Annotated in this window: 12 protein-coding genes; 1 reads left to right on the top strand and 11 read right to left on the bottom strand. The window is 49.1% G+C overall.

Features of this window, described 5'->3' with window-relative positions; all coding sequences use genetic code 11:
* A partial coding sequence (locus tag QVO99_RS10790) for a cation diffusion facilitator family transporter (RefSeq protein ID WP_288177236.1) occupies positions 1-336 on the top strand: 336 nt, incomplete at its 5' end.
* A gap of 363 nt (positions 337-699) precedes the next feature.
* On the opposite strand, the gene rpiB is transcribed toward QVO99_RS10790, so the two are convergent.
* The 11 genes from rpiB to QVO99_RS10845 all read right to left on the bottom strand — a co-directional run bounded on the left by rpiB (position 700) and on the right by QVO99_RS10845 (position 15,907).
* Positions 700-1,140: a ribose 5-phosphate isomerase B gene (gene rpiB / locus QVO99_RS10795; protein WP_022317629.1), complete on the bottom strand. Its 441-nt coding sequence runs from the start codon at positions 1,138-1,140 to the stop codon at positions 700-702.
* A 220-nt stretch (positions 1,141-1,360) separates the two neighbouring features.
* Complete coding sequence (locus QVO99_RS10800; RefSeq protein WP_022317630.1) at positions 1,361-3,376, bottom strand: transketolase family protein; 2,016 nt, start codon at positions 3,374-3,376, stop codon at positions 1,361-1,363.
* Positions 3,377-3,513: 137 nt separating this feature from the next.
* Positions 3,514-5,112 (bottom strand): xylulokinase, encoded by a 1,599-nt coding sequence (locus tag QVO99_RS10805; RefSeq protein ID WP_022317631.1) that lies wholly within the window; start codon positions 5,110-5,112, stop codon positions 3,514-3,516.
* A gap of 304 nt (positions 5,113-5,416) precedes the next feature.
* Positions 5,417-6,967, bottom strand: coding sequence for an L-arabinose isomerase (araA, locus tag QVO99_RS10810; protein WP_022317632.1), 1,551 nt, complete (start codon positions 6,965-6,967; stop codon positions 5,417-5,419).
* A 94-nt stretch (positions 6,968-7,061) separates the two neighbouring features.
* On the bottom strand, positions 7,062-7,754 hold the full coding sequence (locus tag QVO99_RS10815) for an L-ribulose-5-phosphate 4-epimerase (protein ID WP_022317633.1): 693 nt from the start codon (positions 7,752-7,754) through the stop codon (positions 7,062-7,064).
* 90 nt (positions 7,755-7,844) lie between these two features.
* Positions 7,845-8,522, bottom strand: a complete 678-nt coding sequence (locus QVO99_RS10820) for an NUDIX hydrolase (RefSeq protein WP_022317634.1) — start codon at positions 8,520-8,522, stop codon at positions 7,845-7,847.
* A gap of 67 nt (positions 8,523-8,589) precedes the next feature.
* Entirely contained in the window at positions 8,590-10,272 is a 1,683-nt protein-coding gene (locus tag QVO99_RS10825) for a sodium:solute symporter (protein ID WP_022317635.1), read from the bottom strand.
* 165 nt (positions 10,273-10,437) lie between these two features.
* A complete protein-coding gene (locus QVO99_RS10830; protein WP_022317636.1) occupies positions 10,438-11,607 on the bottom strand; it encodes an aldose epimerase family protein in 1,170 nt (389 codons plus the stop codon).
* Positions 11,608-11,885: 278 nt separating this feature from the next.
* A complete protein-coding gene (galK, locus tag QVO99_RS10835) occupies positions 11,886-13,046 on the bottom strand; it encodes a galactokinase (RefSeq protein WP_022317637.1) in 1,161 nt (386 codons plus the stop codon).
* Between the two features lie 102 nt (positions 13,047-13,148).
* Positions 13,149-14,237 carry an aldose epimerase family protein gene (locus tag QVO99_RS10840; RefSeq protein WP_022317638.1) on the bottom strand — a complete coding sequence of 363 codons (1,089 nt, stop codon included), beginning with the start codon at positions 14,235-14,237 and terminating at the stop codon, positions 13,149-13,151.
* Between the two features lie 347 nt (positions 14,238-14,584).
* Positions 14,585-15,907 (bottom strand): pepsin/retropepsin-like aspartic protease family protein, encoded by a 1,323-nt coding sequence (locus QVO99_RS10845; protein ID WP_022317639.1) that lies wholly within the window; start codon positions 15,905-15,907, stop codon positions 14,585-14,587.
* Between the last annotated feature and the right edge of the window lie 126 nt (positions 15,908-16,033).

Raw genomic sequence — 16,033 nt, forward strand, 5'->3', positions numbered from 1 at the left:
GACCCTATAGCTGCCGTTGTGGTGAGCCTTTTCATTGTGAAGACAGCCCTCGGACTAATCGGCAGCTCGTTTGGAGAACTGCTCGAGAAGAGCCTGCCGAAGGAAATGGAAGACGAGATTGTTGCCATTGCCAGTAGAGAACCGTGTGTCAGCGACATCCACAATCTCTGCACCCGTCATATAGGCAACGACATTGCCATAGAGATGCACCTCAGAATGCCGGGCGACATCAGTCTGATGACTTCGCATGAGCATGCCACGAACATAGAACATGAGTTGCGTCGCCGCTTCGGCAAGCGCACGCATATCAATATCCATGTGGAGCCGCTGAAATGATCCATCGGTCATTATGCCGTTAGAAGTATGTAAACCCAAACAAAATCCACTCTTCTAAAATGCAAAATCCAGGCAAGCCCTAACGGACCGATTTGGGTTATAAATCGGGTGCCAATTCTGCCCATGTGGGGCAAGCAGCGTGCCCATGATGAGAAAGCAGCGTGCCCATGATGGGCAAGCACCGTGCCCAATTTTTGCCGTTAATCTTGTAGACCGCAAATACAATTTCCGTATTACGATAGTGATAATTGTCGTTTCGGTTTTACAGTAGTTATTGAAATAAAAAAGTTGTGAGTCTGCCATGAAGGTAAACCCACAACTTTGTCTTTTTTTTCATCTTGTCCGCAGATTGCGAACCACTGTTTATTTTACTGGAATCTTCTCTACTCTTCTTTCGTGGCGTCCGCCCTCAAAAGGAGTCTTGAAGAATTCGTCCATTATTGTCTCAGCCAATTTGTTGGCGATGAAGCGACCTGGCATAACGAGAACGTTAGCATTGTTGTGCTGACGGATCAAACCAGCCACTTCCTTGTCCCATGCAAGACCAGCGCGGATGCCCTGATGTTTGTTCAGTGTCATCACCATTCCCTCGCCACTGCCGCAGATAGCGATGCCAGGATAGCACTCGCCGCTCTCTACTGCCTCTGCCAGAGGATGAGCGAAATCAGGATAGTCACAACTTGTGTCGCTGTATGTACCGAAGTCCTTATACTGATAACCTTTAGATTCCAGATACTGGATTACAAACTGCTTCAAAGGGAAACCTGCGTGGTCACATGCCACTCCAACTGTCTTTACTTCCATAGTCGTAAGTTTTTTAAGGGTTATTATTTGCGTTTATAAGCTCAATGTTCTTGGCTTAGGGTTAGAGATGCGGAGGACTCCTTTTTTAGAGAAGTCCTCCCGCGACTCCTATTTGTTTTTCTTCAATCCTTTATAGTCGGTCAGTCTGTCATCCTCTGTTCTCTGTCGCCGCCATCGGCGGGAGAGGTAGGAGAGATACTTACAAGACCGCCGTTTTTTCTTACTTCAAGAGTTCCTTCACCTGCTTGTATACATTCTCAGCAGTGTAGCCGAGTTTCTCGTCGAGCACCTTGTAAGGAGCAGAGAAACCGAAGCTTGGCATTCCGAATACCTTGCCGTTGGCACCTACAAGGCCCTCAAGAGTTACAGGCAGACCGGCAGTCATACCGAAAATCTTGCTTCCTGCAGGCAGGATGCTCTCCTGATAGTCCTTAGACTGAGTGCGGAACAGACCCTCGCTCGGTACGCTGACAATACGGATCTTCACACCGTCCTTGCGCAGAAGTTCAGCACCTGCCACCAATGTAGACACCTCAGAACCGTCAGCCAGCAGGATAACGTCGAAGTCCTCATCAGATCCAGCCACTACGTATGCACCCTTGCGAGCCTGCTCGTAGTCGTTGCCGGCAGGCAGTTTGGCAACATTCTGGCGAGAGAAGATGAGAGCAGTAGGAGTTTCCATGTTCTCCATTGCCATAGCCCAGCAAACGGTAGTCTCGTCGGCATCAGCAGGACGGAACACGCGAACGCTGTCCTTGCCGTGGTGGTTCTTCAGCTTCTCCATCAGGCGGATCTGTGCCTCCTGTTCAACAGGCTCATGAGTTGGTCCGTCCTCACCGACGCGGAATGCGTCGTGGGTCCAGATGAACTTGATAGGCACCTCCATCAGCGCAGCCATACGTACGGCAGGCTTCATATAGTCAGAGAATACGAAGAATGTGCCGCAAGCCGGTATCACTCCACCGTGCAGATACATACCGATACACATGCACGCCATTGTCAGCTCGCTAACACCAGCCTGGAAGAATGCGCCGCTGAAGTCGCCGCGAACGATAGAGTGGGTCTTCTTCAGGAAACCGTCGGTCTTGTCGCTGTTAGACAGGTCTGCTGAAGAGCAAACCATGTTAGGAACCTGCTCAGCGAGAGCACCGAGACATGCAGCCGAAGCAGCACGTGTGGCAGAACCCTCCTTCTGTGACACTACAGACCAGTCAACCTTAGGAGCGTTGCCGCTGAACCATTCCTTCATCAATTCAGCCTTCTCAGGATTAGCCTTAGCCCATGCCTCTTCCTCGGCGTGACGCTCGGCAACGATCTTGCGAAGCTCCTCAGCGCGGTCAGCATAGAGCTTCTCCACCTCAGGGAATATAACGAATGGGTTCTCAGGGTCGCCGCCGAGATTCTTGATGGTGTTTACGTAAGCCTCGCCGCCGAGAGGAGCACCGTGAGTCTTGATGCTGTGCTCATAGCTTGAGCCATCCTCCTTGAGTGCGCCCTTACCCATGATAGTCTTGCCGATGATAAGAGTAGGACGCTCCTCCTCTTTCTGTGCGTCGGTGAGAGCCTGGCGTATAGCGTCTGGGTCGTTGCCGTCGATTGTCACCACGTTCCATCCCCAAGCCTTGTATTTGGCAGCGGTATCCTCGTTCATCACCACGTTGCACTCAGTAGAGAGCTGGATGTCGTTGGAGTCGTAGAACATGATGAGGTTGTTGAGTCCAAGGTTGCCGGCGATGCGTCCGACACCCTGTGATATCTCCTCCTGCACACCACCGTCAGAGATGTATGCATAAATCTTGTGCTTGATGACTTCTGAACCGAGTTTTGCCTGGAGGAACTTCTCAGCCACAGCAGCACCGGCTGCAAAGGTGTGGCCCTGTCCGAGCGGACCGGATGTGTTCTCCACACCACGCTTCACGTCGCGCTCAGGGTGTCCTGGAGTAGGAGATTCCCACTGGCGGAACTGCTTCAGTTCGTCGATGGTGAATTTTCCCTGCAATGCGAGAGCGCTGTAGAGCATCGGTGACATGTGTCCTGGGTCGAGGAAGAAGCGGTCGCGACCTTCCCATGTGAGATTGTCCGGATCCCATACCATGAATTCAGAGAACAGCACATTGATGAAATCCGCTCCACCCATGGCTCCTCCCGGATGTCCCGATTTAGCTTTTTCTACCATAGACGCAGCCAGGATGCGGATGTTGTCGGCTGCTCTGTTCATAATCTTCTTGTCGTTCATATCGATTTATGTTTTGTAGTATTCTAAAAGACGATATGTTTTTTATCCTTAATCGCCTTTAGTTAAACAAAGTTTTTCTTTTGTTGCAAAGATATATAAATATTTTGTTTTTGGCGAAGACTAAGGCGAATACTTTATTATTTTTTTAATTTCACTGCTTCTTGCTCCACTGGCAGGCAGTTCTGGTATTCTTTTATGTACTCGTTGAAGCCTTCAACATCTTCTTTCGTAGGAGCGATTTCCACTCCGGTGTTACCGGCAAACACCTTCTTGTCGAGATAGTCGGCGAGGTTCATTTTGCTCTTGTTGTTCACCAGATAGCCGGCCAGCAGCGCGATGCCCCATGCTCCGCCTTCGCCAGCCGTTTCCATTACAGAAATCGGAGAGTTGATGGCAGCAGCCAGTATACGCTGTCCCACGCCTGGGGTCTTGAAGAGTCCGCCGTGGCCAGTGATACGGTCCACTTTCACCTTCTCGTCGTTGAAAAGGATGTCGTTGCCTATCTTCAACACTCCCACTGAAGCGTACAGGTTGGCACGCATGAAGTTGGCAAGGTTGAACTTGCTCTTTGCCGAGCGCATGAAGAGAGGCCTTCCGTCAGCCAGTCCTGTAACGGGTTCTCCCGAGATATAGTTGTATGCCATCAGTCCGCCGCAGTCGGCATCGCCCTTGAGGGCATGGTTGTAGAGTTTGCCGAACACCTCGTTCATGTCCACCGGTATTCCCAGCAGTTCCTGATATTCCTTGAAGAGGTTCACCCATGCGTTGAGGTCAGAAGTACAGTTGTTGCAGTGTACCATTGCCACCGGACTGCCGTCAGGCGTCGTCACCATGTCGATCATCTCGTAAGGACGCGACAGGGCCTTCTCCAATACAATCATTGAGAACGATGATGTGCCAGCCGACACATTGCCCGTGCGTTTCCTCACGGCATTGGTGGCCACCATTCCTGTTCCGGCGTCGCCCTCTGGCGGACACACCGGTGTGCCGGGCTTCAGATGACCGGAGATGTCGAGTCGTTTGGCGCCTTCGGCAGTAAGAGTGCCGGCATCCTCTCCGGCAGAGAGCACCTGAGGCAGGATGTCGGTTATCTTCCAGTCGAAGCCGTAAGGTGACACGAGTTCATCAAACTTGCGTATCATCTCAGCGTCGTAGTTCTTGGTCTTGGAGTCGATAGGCAGCATGCCGGATGCGTCGCCCACTCCGAGCACTCTCTTGCCCGTTATCTGCCAGTGGATATATCCGGCAAGGGTGGTGAGGAAGTTGATGTCGTTCACATGGTCCTCTTTGTTGAGTATTGCCTGATAGAGGTGGGAGATGCTCCATCGCAGAGGGATGTTGAAGTGGAACAGTTCAGAGAGCTTGGCGGCAGCTTCCGCTGTGTTGGTGTTTCTCCATGTGCGGAAAGGGGCAAGTATCTCCTGCTTCTCGTTGAATGCCATGTATCCGTGCATCATGGCGCTAACGCCGATGGCAGCCAACTGTTCTATCTCAACGTCGTATTTGGATATCACGTTGGCACGAAGGTCGGCGTAGCAGTTCTGCACACCGTTCCATATAGCCTCGATGCTGTAAGTCCACAGTCCGTCGATAAGCTGGTTCTCCCATTCGTGAGAGCCCTGGGCTATCGGGATGTTGTTCTCGTCGATGAGCACTGCCTTGATTCTTGTGGAACCGAATTCGATACCGAGAATAGCCTTGCCTTCTTGTATTGTAGCTTTAGGATTGTTTGTCATTACCTTATTATATATATCAGTGTTAATGTTCTTGTCTGCTGTAATAGTATGGACCAATTATCCCCAATCGGTCATTAGGGCTTGCTTGGATTTTGAGTTTTTAGAAGAGGGGATTTTGTTTGGCTTTTAATGAGTAATAGCGAGCTATTGCGAATTAAAAACAAGCAAAAGACACCTTATAACAAGCAAAATACTGCAAGCAGTTGTAAAATATTACATTAAACGGCCCAATGACCGATTGGGGATTATGATTGTAGGACAACTCTACATGTTTCGAGCTGTCCTACATTCATAATCAGATTTATTATCTCAATGCCTTGTTCAGCATGTAATACACTTCGTTGATGCGGAGGTCTCTCTTCACGCTTTCGAATGTGGAGTCCTTGTCGATATGCAGATATTCGATGTCGAGCATCTCAGCATAGTCCTCCCAATACTCCGGTGTGATGTCGTAGGAGAAGCAGCTGTGGTGAGTGCCGCCGGCGAGAATCCACGAACCGGCACCGATCTCGAAGTTAGGCTGCGGAATCCACAGGGCGTTGGCAACAGGGAGCTTAGGCAGTGGTTTCGGTTTGATGCAGTGTACATCGTTGACGATGAGTCTGAAGCGGTTGCCCATGTCGACTACCGTTGCCGTAACGCCGTCGCCAACCTTTGAGTTGAACACGAGGCGGGCCGTCTGCTGCTTGCGTATGCCGATGCCGAGGTGGTGTACCTCAAGGCGTACTGGCTCGTCGTCGACAGCGATGAGAGGACAAACCTCGAGCATGTGGCTCTGGAGCAGTGAAGAGTTCTCTCCATCGAAGTTCAGTGTGTAGTCCTCGAGGAACGAGCATCCCGTAGGCATACCCTGAGTCATATACCAGAGAGTGCGGTAGAGGGCAGCCGACTTCCAGTCGCCTTCGGCGCCGAAGCCATATCCCTCAGCCATGAGTCGCTGTGATGCGAGGCCCGGAATCTGGTCGAATCCTACGAAGTCGTCGGCATCAGGGTCGCCCCATGAACCGAGGTCATCGAAGTTTGTTGTGAATCCCTTTGCACCCTTCGCCTTGAGACAGGCACGGATGGCAAGTTCTGCGCGTGCGGCATTCCATATCTTCTTCTTTCCGATTTCCTCGCCCGCCTCGCAAGGCACGATTTTGTATAGCTTGTGGTATTCCTCCACCAATGCGTCGACATCGGCAGGGGCAACCTGCTTCCAGTATTCCATCAGCTCCGACACGCAGCAGTAGTCCACGTGGTAACCGAGAACCTGCTCAGCGCTGACCTTGTCGCCGTCGGTCACGGCAACGTTGTTCATCTGGTCTCCGAAACGAATGATAAGCATGTCTTTGGCGTCAGCAACGGCGGCGGCGACACGAGCCCATACGGCGATGTGCTCCTGTGTCTTCTTCTCCTTCCAGTATCCCACAACCACTTTGCGTGGTTTGCGTAGACGTGAGCATATATGTCCGAACTCGCGGTCGCCGTGTGCGCTCTGGTTCAGGTTCATGAAGTCCATGTCCATCGTGTCCCAAGGAATCTCCTGGTTGTATTGTGTGTGCAGATGGAGCAGAGGTTTGTGCAGCATCTGTAGTCCGTGTATCCACATCTTGGCTGGCGAGAAGGTGTGCATCCATGTTATCACGCCCACACATTTCTCCTCGTTGTTGGCAGCCATCATAATAGATGCCACTTCCTTGTCAGAGTTTGCTGTTCCTTTATAAACCACCTTTATCGGGATGATACCCGACTTGTTCAATCCGTCGACCATCTCCTGTGAGTGACCGTCAACAATCTTTACTGTCTCGCCTCCGTAGAGGAGCTGTGCTCCAGTAATCCACCAGAGTTCCAAATTCTCAAATGCCTTGATCATTGTTTCGTAGTTGTTTCTTCTTTAGTTATGTTATTATCTCCAGACGGTCATCAGACCATTCATAATGACCGGTTGGAATTCTGATCCTTCCGGATTATTTTTTCTTTTGTCCGTAATAAGCGTTAGGACCGTGTTTGCGGTTGAAATGTTTCTCTATCAACAGAGGGTTCATAGTGGTCTCAGGGTTCACGCTGAATGCCACGAAAGCCATCTTTGCCACCTGTTCCATCACTACGGAGTTGTATACAGCCTCGTCAGCATCCTTTCCCCATGAGAACGGACCGTGGTTTTTCACCAGCACGCCCGGCGTATGTACGTAGTTGATGTCTTTGAAACGGTTCACTATAACCACTCCCGTTTCTTTCTCGTATTCAGCCATCTGGTCTGCCGTCATGTCCCCGGTGCATGGTATGCAGTCGTGGAAATAGTCGGCGTGTGTCGTTCCGATGTTCGGAATGTCCTTTCCTGCCTGTGCCCATGCCGTGGCATAAGTGGAGTGGGTGTGCACGATACCTCCGATTTCGGGAAAGGCACGATAGAGCACGAGGTGTGTAGGAGTGTCAGAAGACGGATTAAGATCGCCTTCCACCACTTTGCCCGTGTTCAGGTCAACCACCACCATGTCAGACGCCTTCATGTTGTCGTATGACACGCCCGAAGGCTTGATTACCACGAGACCTTTCTCGCGGTCGATGCCAGAGACGTTGCCCCAGGTGAAAATCACGAGATTGTGTTTCACGAGGTCGAGGTTGGCACGGAATACTTTTTCTTTCAGTTCTTCTAACATAATATCTTGATATGTGTTTGATGGCCGGTCCTTGGGTCCGGATTCAGTCCTTAAGCCTCCAGACTTTCAGAACCGGCCATGTTGTTGTCATTAGAGTTTGAAATAAGGATCGTCGTCATACGCCTCTTTGTTGAAGCAATACAATGCTGCACCGCGTTTCGACGTTATCTTGTCGATCTTGTCAGTCTTCTCGATGAAGTCGATTGTCTTGATCTTCTTTCTGAAGTTGCGCTTGTCGATTTCCTCGCCGAGGATAGCCTCGTATACGTGTTGCAGCTGCGTCAGCGTGAAGAGTTCTGGGAGCAGATTGAAGCTCAGAGGCTCTGTGGAAATGCGGCGGCGGAGCAGGTTGATGGCTTTTCTCACCATTTCGTTGTGGTCGGAATAGAGTCTTGGCATCTTCTCCACATCGATCCACTTCAGCTGGTGCTTCTCGCGTAGCTCGTTGTCGTAGTCTTTCACATTGATGAGTGCACAGTATGCCACGGAGATGACCCTTTCGCCCGGGTCACGGTTTACGGCACCGAAGGCACCCACCTGTTTCATATACAGGTTGTCGAGACCGGTGAGATCTCTCAGCGTGCGGTTGGCAGCATCGTCGAGACTCTCGTTCTCCTTCACGAATCCACCGTAGAGCGACCATTCGCCGCGGCCCGGATCCATTCTCCTGTTTCCGATGAGCAGTTTCAACTTGTTTGCTTCAAATCCGAAGATTATGCAGTCTACCGACACATACACCTTGGAGTGTTCTTTATAAAAGTCAGTCATTAGGTATTATTATTTAGGTTTTTATAGTTATTCTTTATGTCGTGTGTCATTGTCAGGGGCGTCTTTTTTACCAGAAGTAGATGTAGAATGCCACTGTGATGGCAAGGATTATAACACTGTGGATCACATCCCACTTCGTCCAGCTTGCCCTTGTGGCAGCCCTCTGTTCCGGAGTGGAAGTGCCGAACACCAGTCCGCGTATCTTGTCTTCAGTAGGCGCAGGAGTCATGAGGCTCACTACCACTACAACCAGACAGCACACGATGAGCATCACACCGCAGAAGTACAGCCAGTTGAAATCGAAGAACACTGTCTTGAACCAGTTGTCTGACGCATCAGTTACATTACTGTAGTATACCTTTGCGCCGAGTCTTGTCAGACCGATTATGATGCCAGCCAGGAGTCCCCACATACCGCCTTTGGCAGTGGCACGCTTCCAGCATATTCCAAGAAGGAATGCCGCTGCGATGCCAGGAGCGAGAACGCTCTGCACGTCCTGAAGGTAATTGTACAACACGTTGCCCACGCTTCTCATGATAGGAATCCACAGGATACCGAGAATCACGATTACAACAGTGGCGATCTGTCCGATGCGTACGAGAGATTTCTCTGATGTCTGCGGACGGAGACGCTTGTAGAAGTCGATGGTGAAGAGCATTGCCGAAGAGTTGAACAGCGAAGCCAGCGAACTCATCAATGCTGCGAGGATACCGCAAACCACGAGTCCCTTGAATCCTGCCGGCAGCAGTTTCGCCACGAGGGTAGGGAAGGCGGCATCGCTTATAGCCACGCCGTTGGCGTCAACGGGGAGGAATGCACCACCGCTCTTCACGTTAAGTGCGTAGGCAATCATTCCAGGGATGAGGAAGATGAACACAGGGAGCAACTTCAGGTATGCACCGAAGATAGTACCGCGGCGGGCCTCCTTCTCATTCTTTCCCGACAGCACACGCTGCACGATGAACTGGTCGGTACACCAATACCAGAAACCGATTACGGCACTGCCCACAAGGGCTCCAAGCCAAGGATATTGCGGATCGCGCAGGTCGCGCATCAGGTCGGTCATCTTGTCGCCATATTCGTTTACAGGCTCAGCAGAACAGATCTGCATCACCTGGTCCCAGCCGCCCACGGCCTTCAGTCCGAGCACGAGGATGATGATGGAACCGAGCAGAAGGATAGGAGTCTGCAACACCGAAGTATAGAGCACGCTCTTCATACCGCCGAAAATGGTATAGAGAGCAGTGATAAGCACCAGTCCGATAGCAGCGATCCAGAAGAAGTCGATGCCCCACAGTTCCTTGATGCCGAACACCTGCTGGAACACGAGACCACCGGCGTATACAGTCACGGCAACCTTGGTGAGCACGTAGCTGATGAGCGAAATCACCGACAGTATCGTACGACTCTCCTTGTTGTATCGTCTCTCCAGAAATTCAGGCATGGTGTAAACCATAGAACGGGTATAGAATGGCACGAACACCCATCCAAGGATAAGTATCATCCATCCCTGTATCTCCCAGTGTGCCATTGCCATTCCTGACGATGCTCCGGCACCGGCGAGACCTATGAGGTGCTCCGAACCGATGTTCGACGCAAAGATCGACGCTCCGATGGCAATCCAAGTTGCGTCGCGTCCGCCGAGAAAATAATCTGCAGAGTCGTTGTTCTTCTTGCTTACGACCCATACCACGATTCCTATTAAGGCTAGGCAAAACAGCCCTATTACCAGCCAGTCATATAATTCCATATTAGTTTATTTATTTAGTTAGTAGTTTTGTTTTTTTTGTTAATTGTTGTTGCGGATATCACTCCGCTTAGGTCTTAACCTCCAAACGGCTATAGGAACGCTTGATGCTGCAGTTCCAAAATAGTTTGCCGTTTTTGGTCAGTGGCAGATTCTCTCAATCCCCATTTATTTCTTTATTCCGAAGCGGTAAGCCACATGGCTGTAATACCTCTCGCCCGGTTTCAGATATGGCGAAGGCCAGTCTTTCTTGTTCGGTGAGTCTGGGTATTTCTGGCTCTCCAGACATACCGACACATGCTTGGGATATTTCACTCCGTGCTTGCAGGCAATGCCCGTGCCCTGGAAGTTGCCGGTATATACCTGTACTCCCGGTTCGTTGGTGAACATCTCGAGCAGGATGCCTGTGACCGGCGAATAGAGCGAAGCGCATACCTTGGTGTCGTCGCCCTTTCCGTTCTTGTATGTGTTCAGACACCAGTTATGGTCGTAGCCAGTGGCGTTCTTTATCTGCTGATATGTAGTGTCGTTGATTGTCTCGCTGATGGCATGAGGCTTGCGGAAGTCCATCGGTGTGCCCTCCACAGGCTTTATCTCGCCCGTTGTCATGTATGTGTCGTCGGCAGGGGTGAAATTGTCGGCATTGACATACAGCACCATGTTTGTTCCCTCTTTCGACGGGTCGCCGTTGAGGTTGAAGTAGCTGTGATTGGTCATGTTTACCACCGTCTCCTTGTCTGTCGTTGCCTCGAAAGTGATGTCGAGAGTATTGTTGCTGAGTACCTTGTATGTTGCAGTGGTCTTCACTGTTCCCGGGAAGTTGTTGTCGCCGTCCGGCGACATGAGTCTCATGACGAGAGTAGTGTCGTTGGGCTGTTCTGCATCATACACCTGATACATCCATCCCGACGGACCGCCATGCAGGCAATGGCCGAAGTTGTTCTGCGGCAGCTGGTAGTCCTTGCCGTTCACGTGAAGATGGCCCTTGTCTATTCTGTTGGCATATCTGCCCACGGTAGATCCGTAGTCGCTCGGACTGTTCACCGAGTCGGCATACTGCCTGATGTTGTCGTAGCCGAGCACCACGTCAGTCGGCTTGCCGTCCTTGTCGGGAACGGTGAGCGATACCACTCTGCCTCCAAAGTTTGTGATGCATACTTCCATCCCACTCTTGTTCTTGAGCGTGAAAAGTTTGACGGGCTTGTTGTTGATGGTTGTGTCGAATGCGGCAGGGTTGAGGCCAGACTCAGTGAGCTGTGTGTTGCCGCCTGTTGAGCATGAAAGCATCGTCGCGATAGCCATTCCTGCTCCAAGAATGATAGATTTTATACCTTTCATATATGTATGCTAAATAGATTTTCGGAACGTAAAGATTCAATGAATTATTTAATTCGTGGCTAAATTACTATTATTTTTCCAATCGGCAATAAAAGATTATGACTTTTTTGTCCGTGTAGGTGTTGTTTCTACACCTTTTTGTCTTTTCTTCATGTTTAAGAGGGTGTTTTGTTATCTTAAGTGTACAATTACAGGGGTATATTAACGAAAAAGCGGAAAGCCACAATGAAATGACTTTCCGCTCGGTTGTGCTATGTTTGGTTCCTGTTTTCTTAGCTTTAGCAGATTTTTCTCGAACCGTCTTTGATCACCACATCGTATATCTTCGGTTCCTTGCCGTAGCGTTCTGCATATTTCTTCTTCACGTTGGCGATGAAGTGGTCGTAGAGGTCCTCCTTCACGAGGTTGATGGTGCATCCGCCGAAGCCTCCGCCCATGATTCTCGAACCGGTAACGCCATCTTCACGAGCGATGTCGTTGAGATAGTCGAGTTCTTCGCAAGACACCTCGTATTCCTTGCTCAGTCCGTGGTGGGTTTCATACATCTTCTTGCCCACGGTCTCGTAGTCGCCGGCGTTGAGTGCGTCGCATACTGCCAGCACACGGTCTTTCTCTCCCAATACGAATGTGGCGCGCTTCATGTCCTCCTCGCTAACCTCATCCTTTACGGCGTTGAGCATGTCCCAGTCGGCGTCGCGCAGGGTTTCGATAGTCTTCTCAGGATATTTCTTCTGCAAAGCGGCAACCACGTTCTCGCAGCTCTTGCGGCGGTCGTTGTATGCCGATGATGCCAGTTCATGCTTCACCACGGAGTCAACGAGCACCAGTCTGTATCCCTTCGGGTCGAATGGGAAATATTCGAACTCGCGGCTGCGGCAGTCGAGGCGCATCAGTTTGCCCTCCATGCCGAATACGCTCGCAAACTGGTCCATGATGCCACAGTTCACTCCACAGTAGTTGTGTTCCGTTGCCTGTCCTGCCAGCACCATATCCCATTTAGACACCTTGTTCTCGCCGAACAGATCGTTGAGGGCGTAGGCATAGCAGCTCTCGAGGGCTGCCGATGATGACAGACCGGCTCCGAGAGGCACATCGCCTGCGAATGCGGTGTTGAAGCCTTTCACGTCAACTCCGCGTTTCTTCATCTCCTGAACGATGCCATACAGATAGCGTGCCCAGCTTGCTTTAGGACCTTTTTCATCGTCTATGTCAAATTCCACACGGTCTTTCAGGTCGATGGAATAAGCCATCACCTTGTTGGTGCCGTTGGGACGTATTTCACACATTATTCCTTTGTCTATTGCTCCCGGAAAGACGAAGCCTCCGTTATAGTCGGTATGTTCACCGATGAGGTTTATTCTTCCTGGTGATGCATAAACGTTTCCTGTCTGTCCGTCGAAATGCTTTACAAAACGACTTCTTACATAATCTATCTCCATAGGTTAAATGATTTTGAGTTTGTGATAATATTTATTAGTTAGTCTATTTGTCTGCTGATTGTCATTTAATGCTTGTTGATAAGCCTGTATGTGAGCAGATTGTCATTTCTTTACTCCGAATTTGTATATTGTGGTCTGCTTGTACTGCTCTCCCGGACGTAGCACTACAGACGGGAAGTAAGGACGGTTTGGCGAATCTGGGAAGTGTTGTGCTTCCAGGCATACCGCACTGCGGCGTGGGAACGTAGCGCCATGCTGTCCGCTGATGCCGGTCTCGAAGTTGCCGGTATAGAGTTGCATTCCCGGCTCTGTGGTATACATCTCCATTGTTCTGCCGCTCTTTGGCTCCGTCAGTCGGGCTGCGAAGCTCAGTTCGCCCTCTTCCTTCTTGTTCAGCACGTAGTTGTGGTCGTATCCGCTGCCGTTGCGCAACTGCTCGTTGTCGGAGTCGATGCGCTCGCCGATGGCTTTCGGTGTGCGGAAGTCGAACGGTGTGCCCTCCACGAAGCGTATCTCGCCAGTAGGGATGCTGTTGCCATCGATTGGCAGATAGAAGTCGGCGTTGATCTCGCATTCCACGTTGTATACGTCCGGAGTTGGGTTGGCTATTCCAGTAAGACTGAAGAATCCGTGGTTTGTCAGACAGATTACGGTCTTCTTGTTTGTCGTTGCCATATAGTCGATGATCAGTTCGTTGTCATCGTTGAAGGTGTATGTAACGGTAACTTTCACCTCACCTGAGAATCCCTCTTCACCGTAGCTCGACACGTAGTTGAGAACCACCGTCTCGTCGTTCATCCTCAGAGCGTCCCACACTTTCTTGTTGAATCCCTCGTTACCGCCGTGAAGCGAGTTCTCACCGTCGTTGATAGGCAACTGGTATACCTTTCCACCGAGTTGGAAACGTCCTTTGCAGATACGGTTTCCGTAGCGGCCGATGAGTGTGGAAAGATATGGCTCCGGACTGTTTATCACGTCCTGTATGTTGTCGTGTCCTTGAATGACGTTGGCATAGTTGCCGTCTTTGTCAGGAACCATTATGGCTACCAGCGCACCGCCATAGTTTGTCAGTGCCACCTCATTGCCATTCTTGTTCTTGAGAATATATAAATCAGTTTTCTTTCCGTTTACTGTGGTTTGAAAATCCTCTCTCTTCAAACCACATAGATTAGGTGCTTCGTTTGTGTTCATAATCAAATGTTATTAGTTAGTATTCTATTTACTGCAAAGTAAAAGAAAAATAATGAAACGAGCAAAAGAAAAACAATAAATCGAAAGCAATAAGTGTTAATTTCCACTAATGTGGATTCTGAGGTTGGCCATAATCCCATATCGGTCATTAGGGTTTGCTTGGATTTTGTCCTTTCAGGAGAGTGGATTTTGTTTGGCTTTTAATGAGTAATAGCGGGCTATTGCGAATTAAAAACAAGCAAAAGACGCCTTATAAAAAGCAAAAAACTGCAAGCAGTATTTAAAATTATTACATTAAATGGCCTAATGACCGTTTGGGTGGTTACTGGTGGTGTTTAATATTTCTACTAATCCTCAAATCTCATCCACATATTCTTGAAGTTGATAATAAATTTCCTATGTGCCATTAACGTTGGTAAACCGATTCTGCAATCATATTCCTCATTCTGTTCTGAAGATGTTACTACTGGAATGTTTGTCTCGGTATATTGTTCGCCAGCAAGGGTAAATGTCCATGACACTGGTATCGTTTTTACGACATTGACACCACCGACACCTGCCATGCGCAATGAATCAGTTGCCGTTCTACCAGTAAAACAGTTTTCGTTCTTTTTATAATAGCGATTTGTCAGGATGGTTCCCGATGCGCCAGTGTCAACTATTGCATCAATCTTTCTCCCTGAACGACCATCTGTTAATGGCAAATGGAAAAGGCGCTGAGGTGAACGATAGAAATTGGGAGCATATGCAGGTCTTGGTGTGTACGAGGTTGGGATTACAAGCTGCATTCTGTCAAAATCGAAACAAATCTCACCCAATGGCATCATTGTCTGGTTGCCTATAACGCATTCGTATCCAAGTTCCTCCAACTTTTTGTTAGCTAACGGATTGTCAGTTCTCATATCGACAACAAAAAATGGGACATTTCGATAAACTAAATCACCAAGTTTTAGGGAGTCCACCACTACTAAGCCTTTGCTATCAGCATAAGACATACCCAACATCTGTATGTTCTTGGTCTGTATGACAGTTGCCTTTATATGCTCGGCAAACTTAGTAGTCATTATATTTATACCTGCCCCTGAATCGTAATTGCATTTCACTTCTTTTCCATTGATATTAGCCATAACAGACATCATTTCTGGATTTTTGCGGTTACCTGTATGTGTTAACAAGGGCACACTCACGTTATAGTCTGGCCTCTCCACAGAAAACGTGCCGCATTTCGAAAGCTTAGAATAAATGTCCTCATAGGCTTCAAATACAGGATTTACAGTTTGTCCACCCTTGCGGTAGGCCTCGTTCAGACTGTGTAATAATGCGGAAGCCTTATCGTAGTGTCCCAATGTTGCATAATCTTCTGCCATGAAATACATTATTGAAGGTACAGATGAATTTAGTTCATCTTGATACTTCTCCAAAATTTCTTTGCCATATTTGATAGCGCTGTCCGGTTCATTATAGAATTGACTTATAAAGAATCTGGAGAGCGGTTTTAGAAATGGTGTCTGCAAGTTCTTTCCATCAGACATATACAAAGATCTAAGTTCGGCCCAATTACTGCCATTCATAGCCTCGCCTATTCTCTCGTCAATGCTTTTTACTTGTCCAAATGAAATTGTAGCAAATAATAATGCCACAAATGTTATACTTATTCTTCTAATTGTCATAATCATTATTTTATGTTTTTGTTCTTATGAAATATCCACAAGTTTCTCATATCATATTTTTTGCTTTACATATAGAGGGGTCTTACTCTCTATTGATTCTTTCCACCAATTCGTCTGGTGTAAGTA

The organism is Prevotella sp. CAG:592 (genome assembly GCF_000436015.1).
GTDB lineage: Bacteria > Bacteroidota > Bacteroidia > Bacteroidales > Bacteroidaceae > Prevotella > Prevotella pectinovora.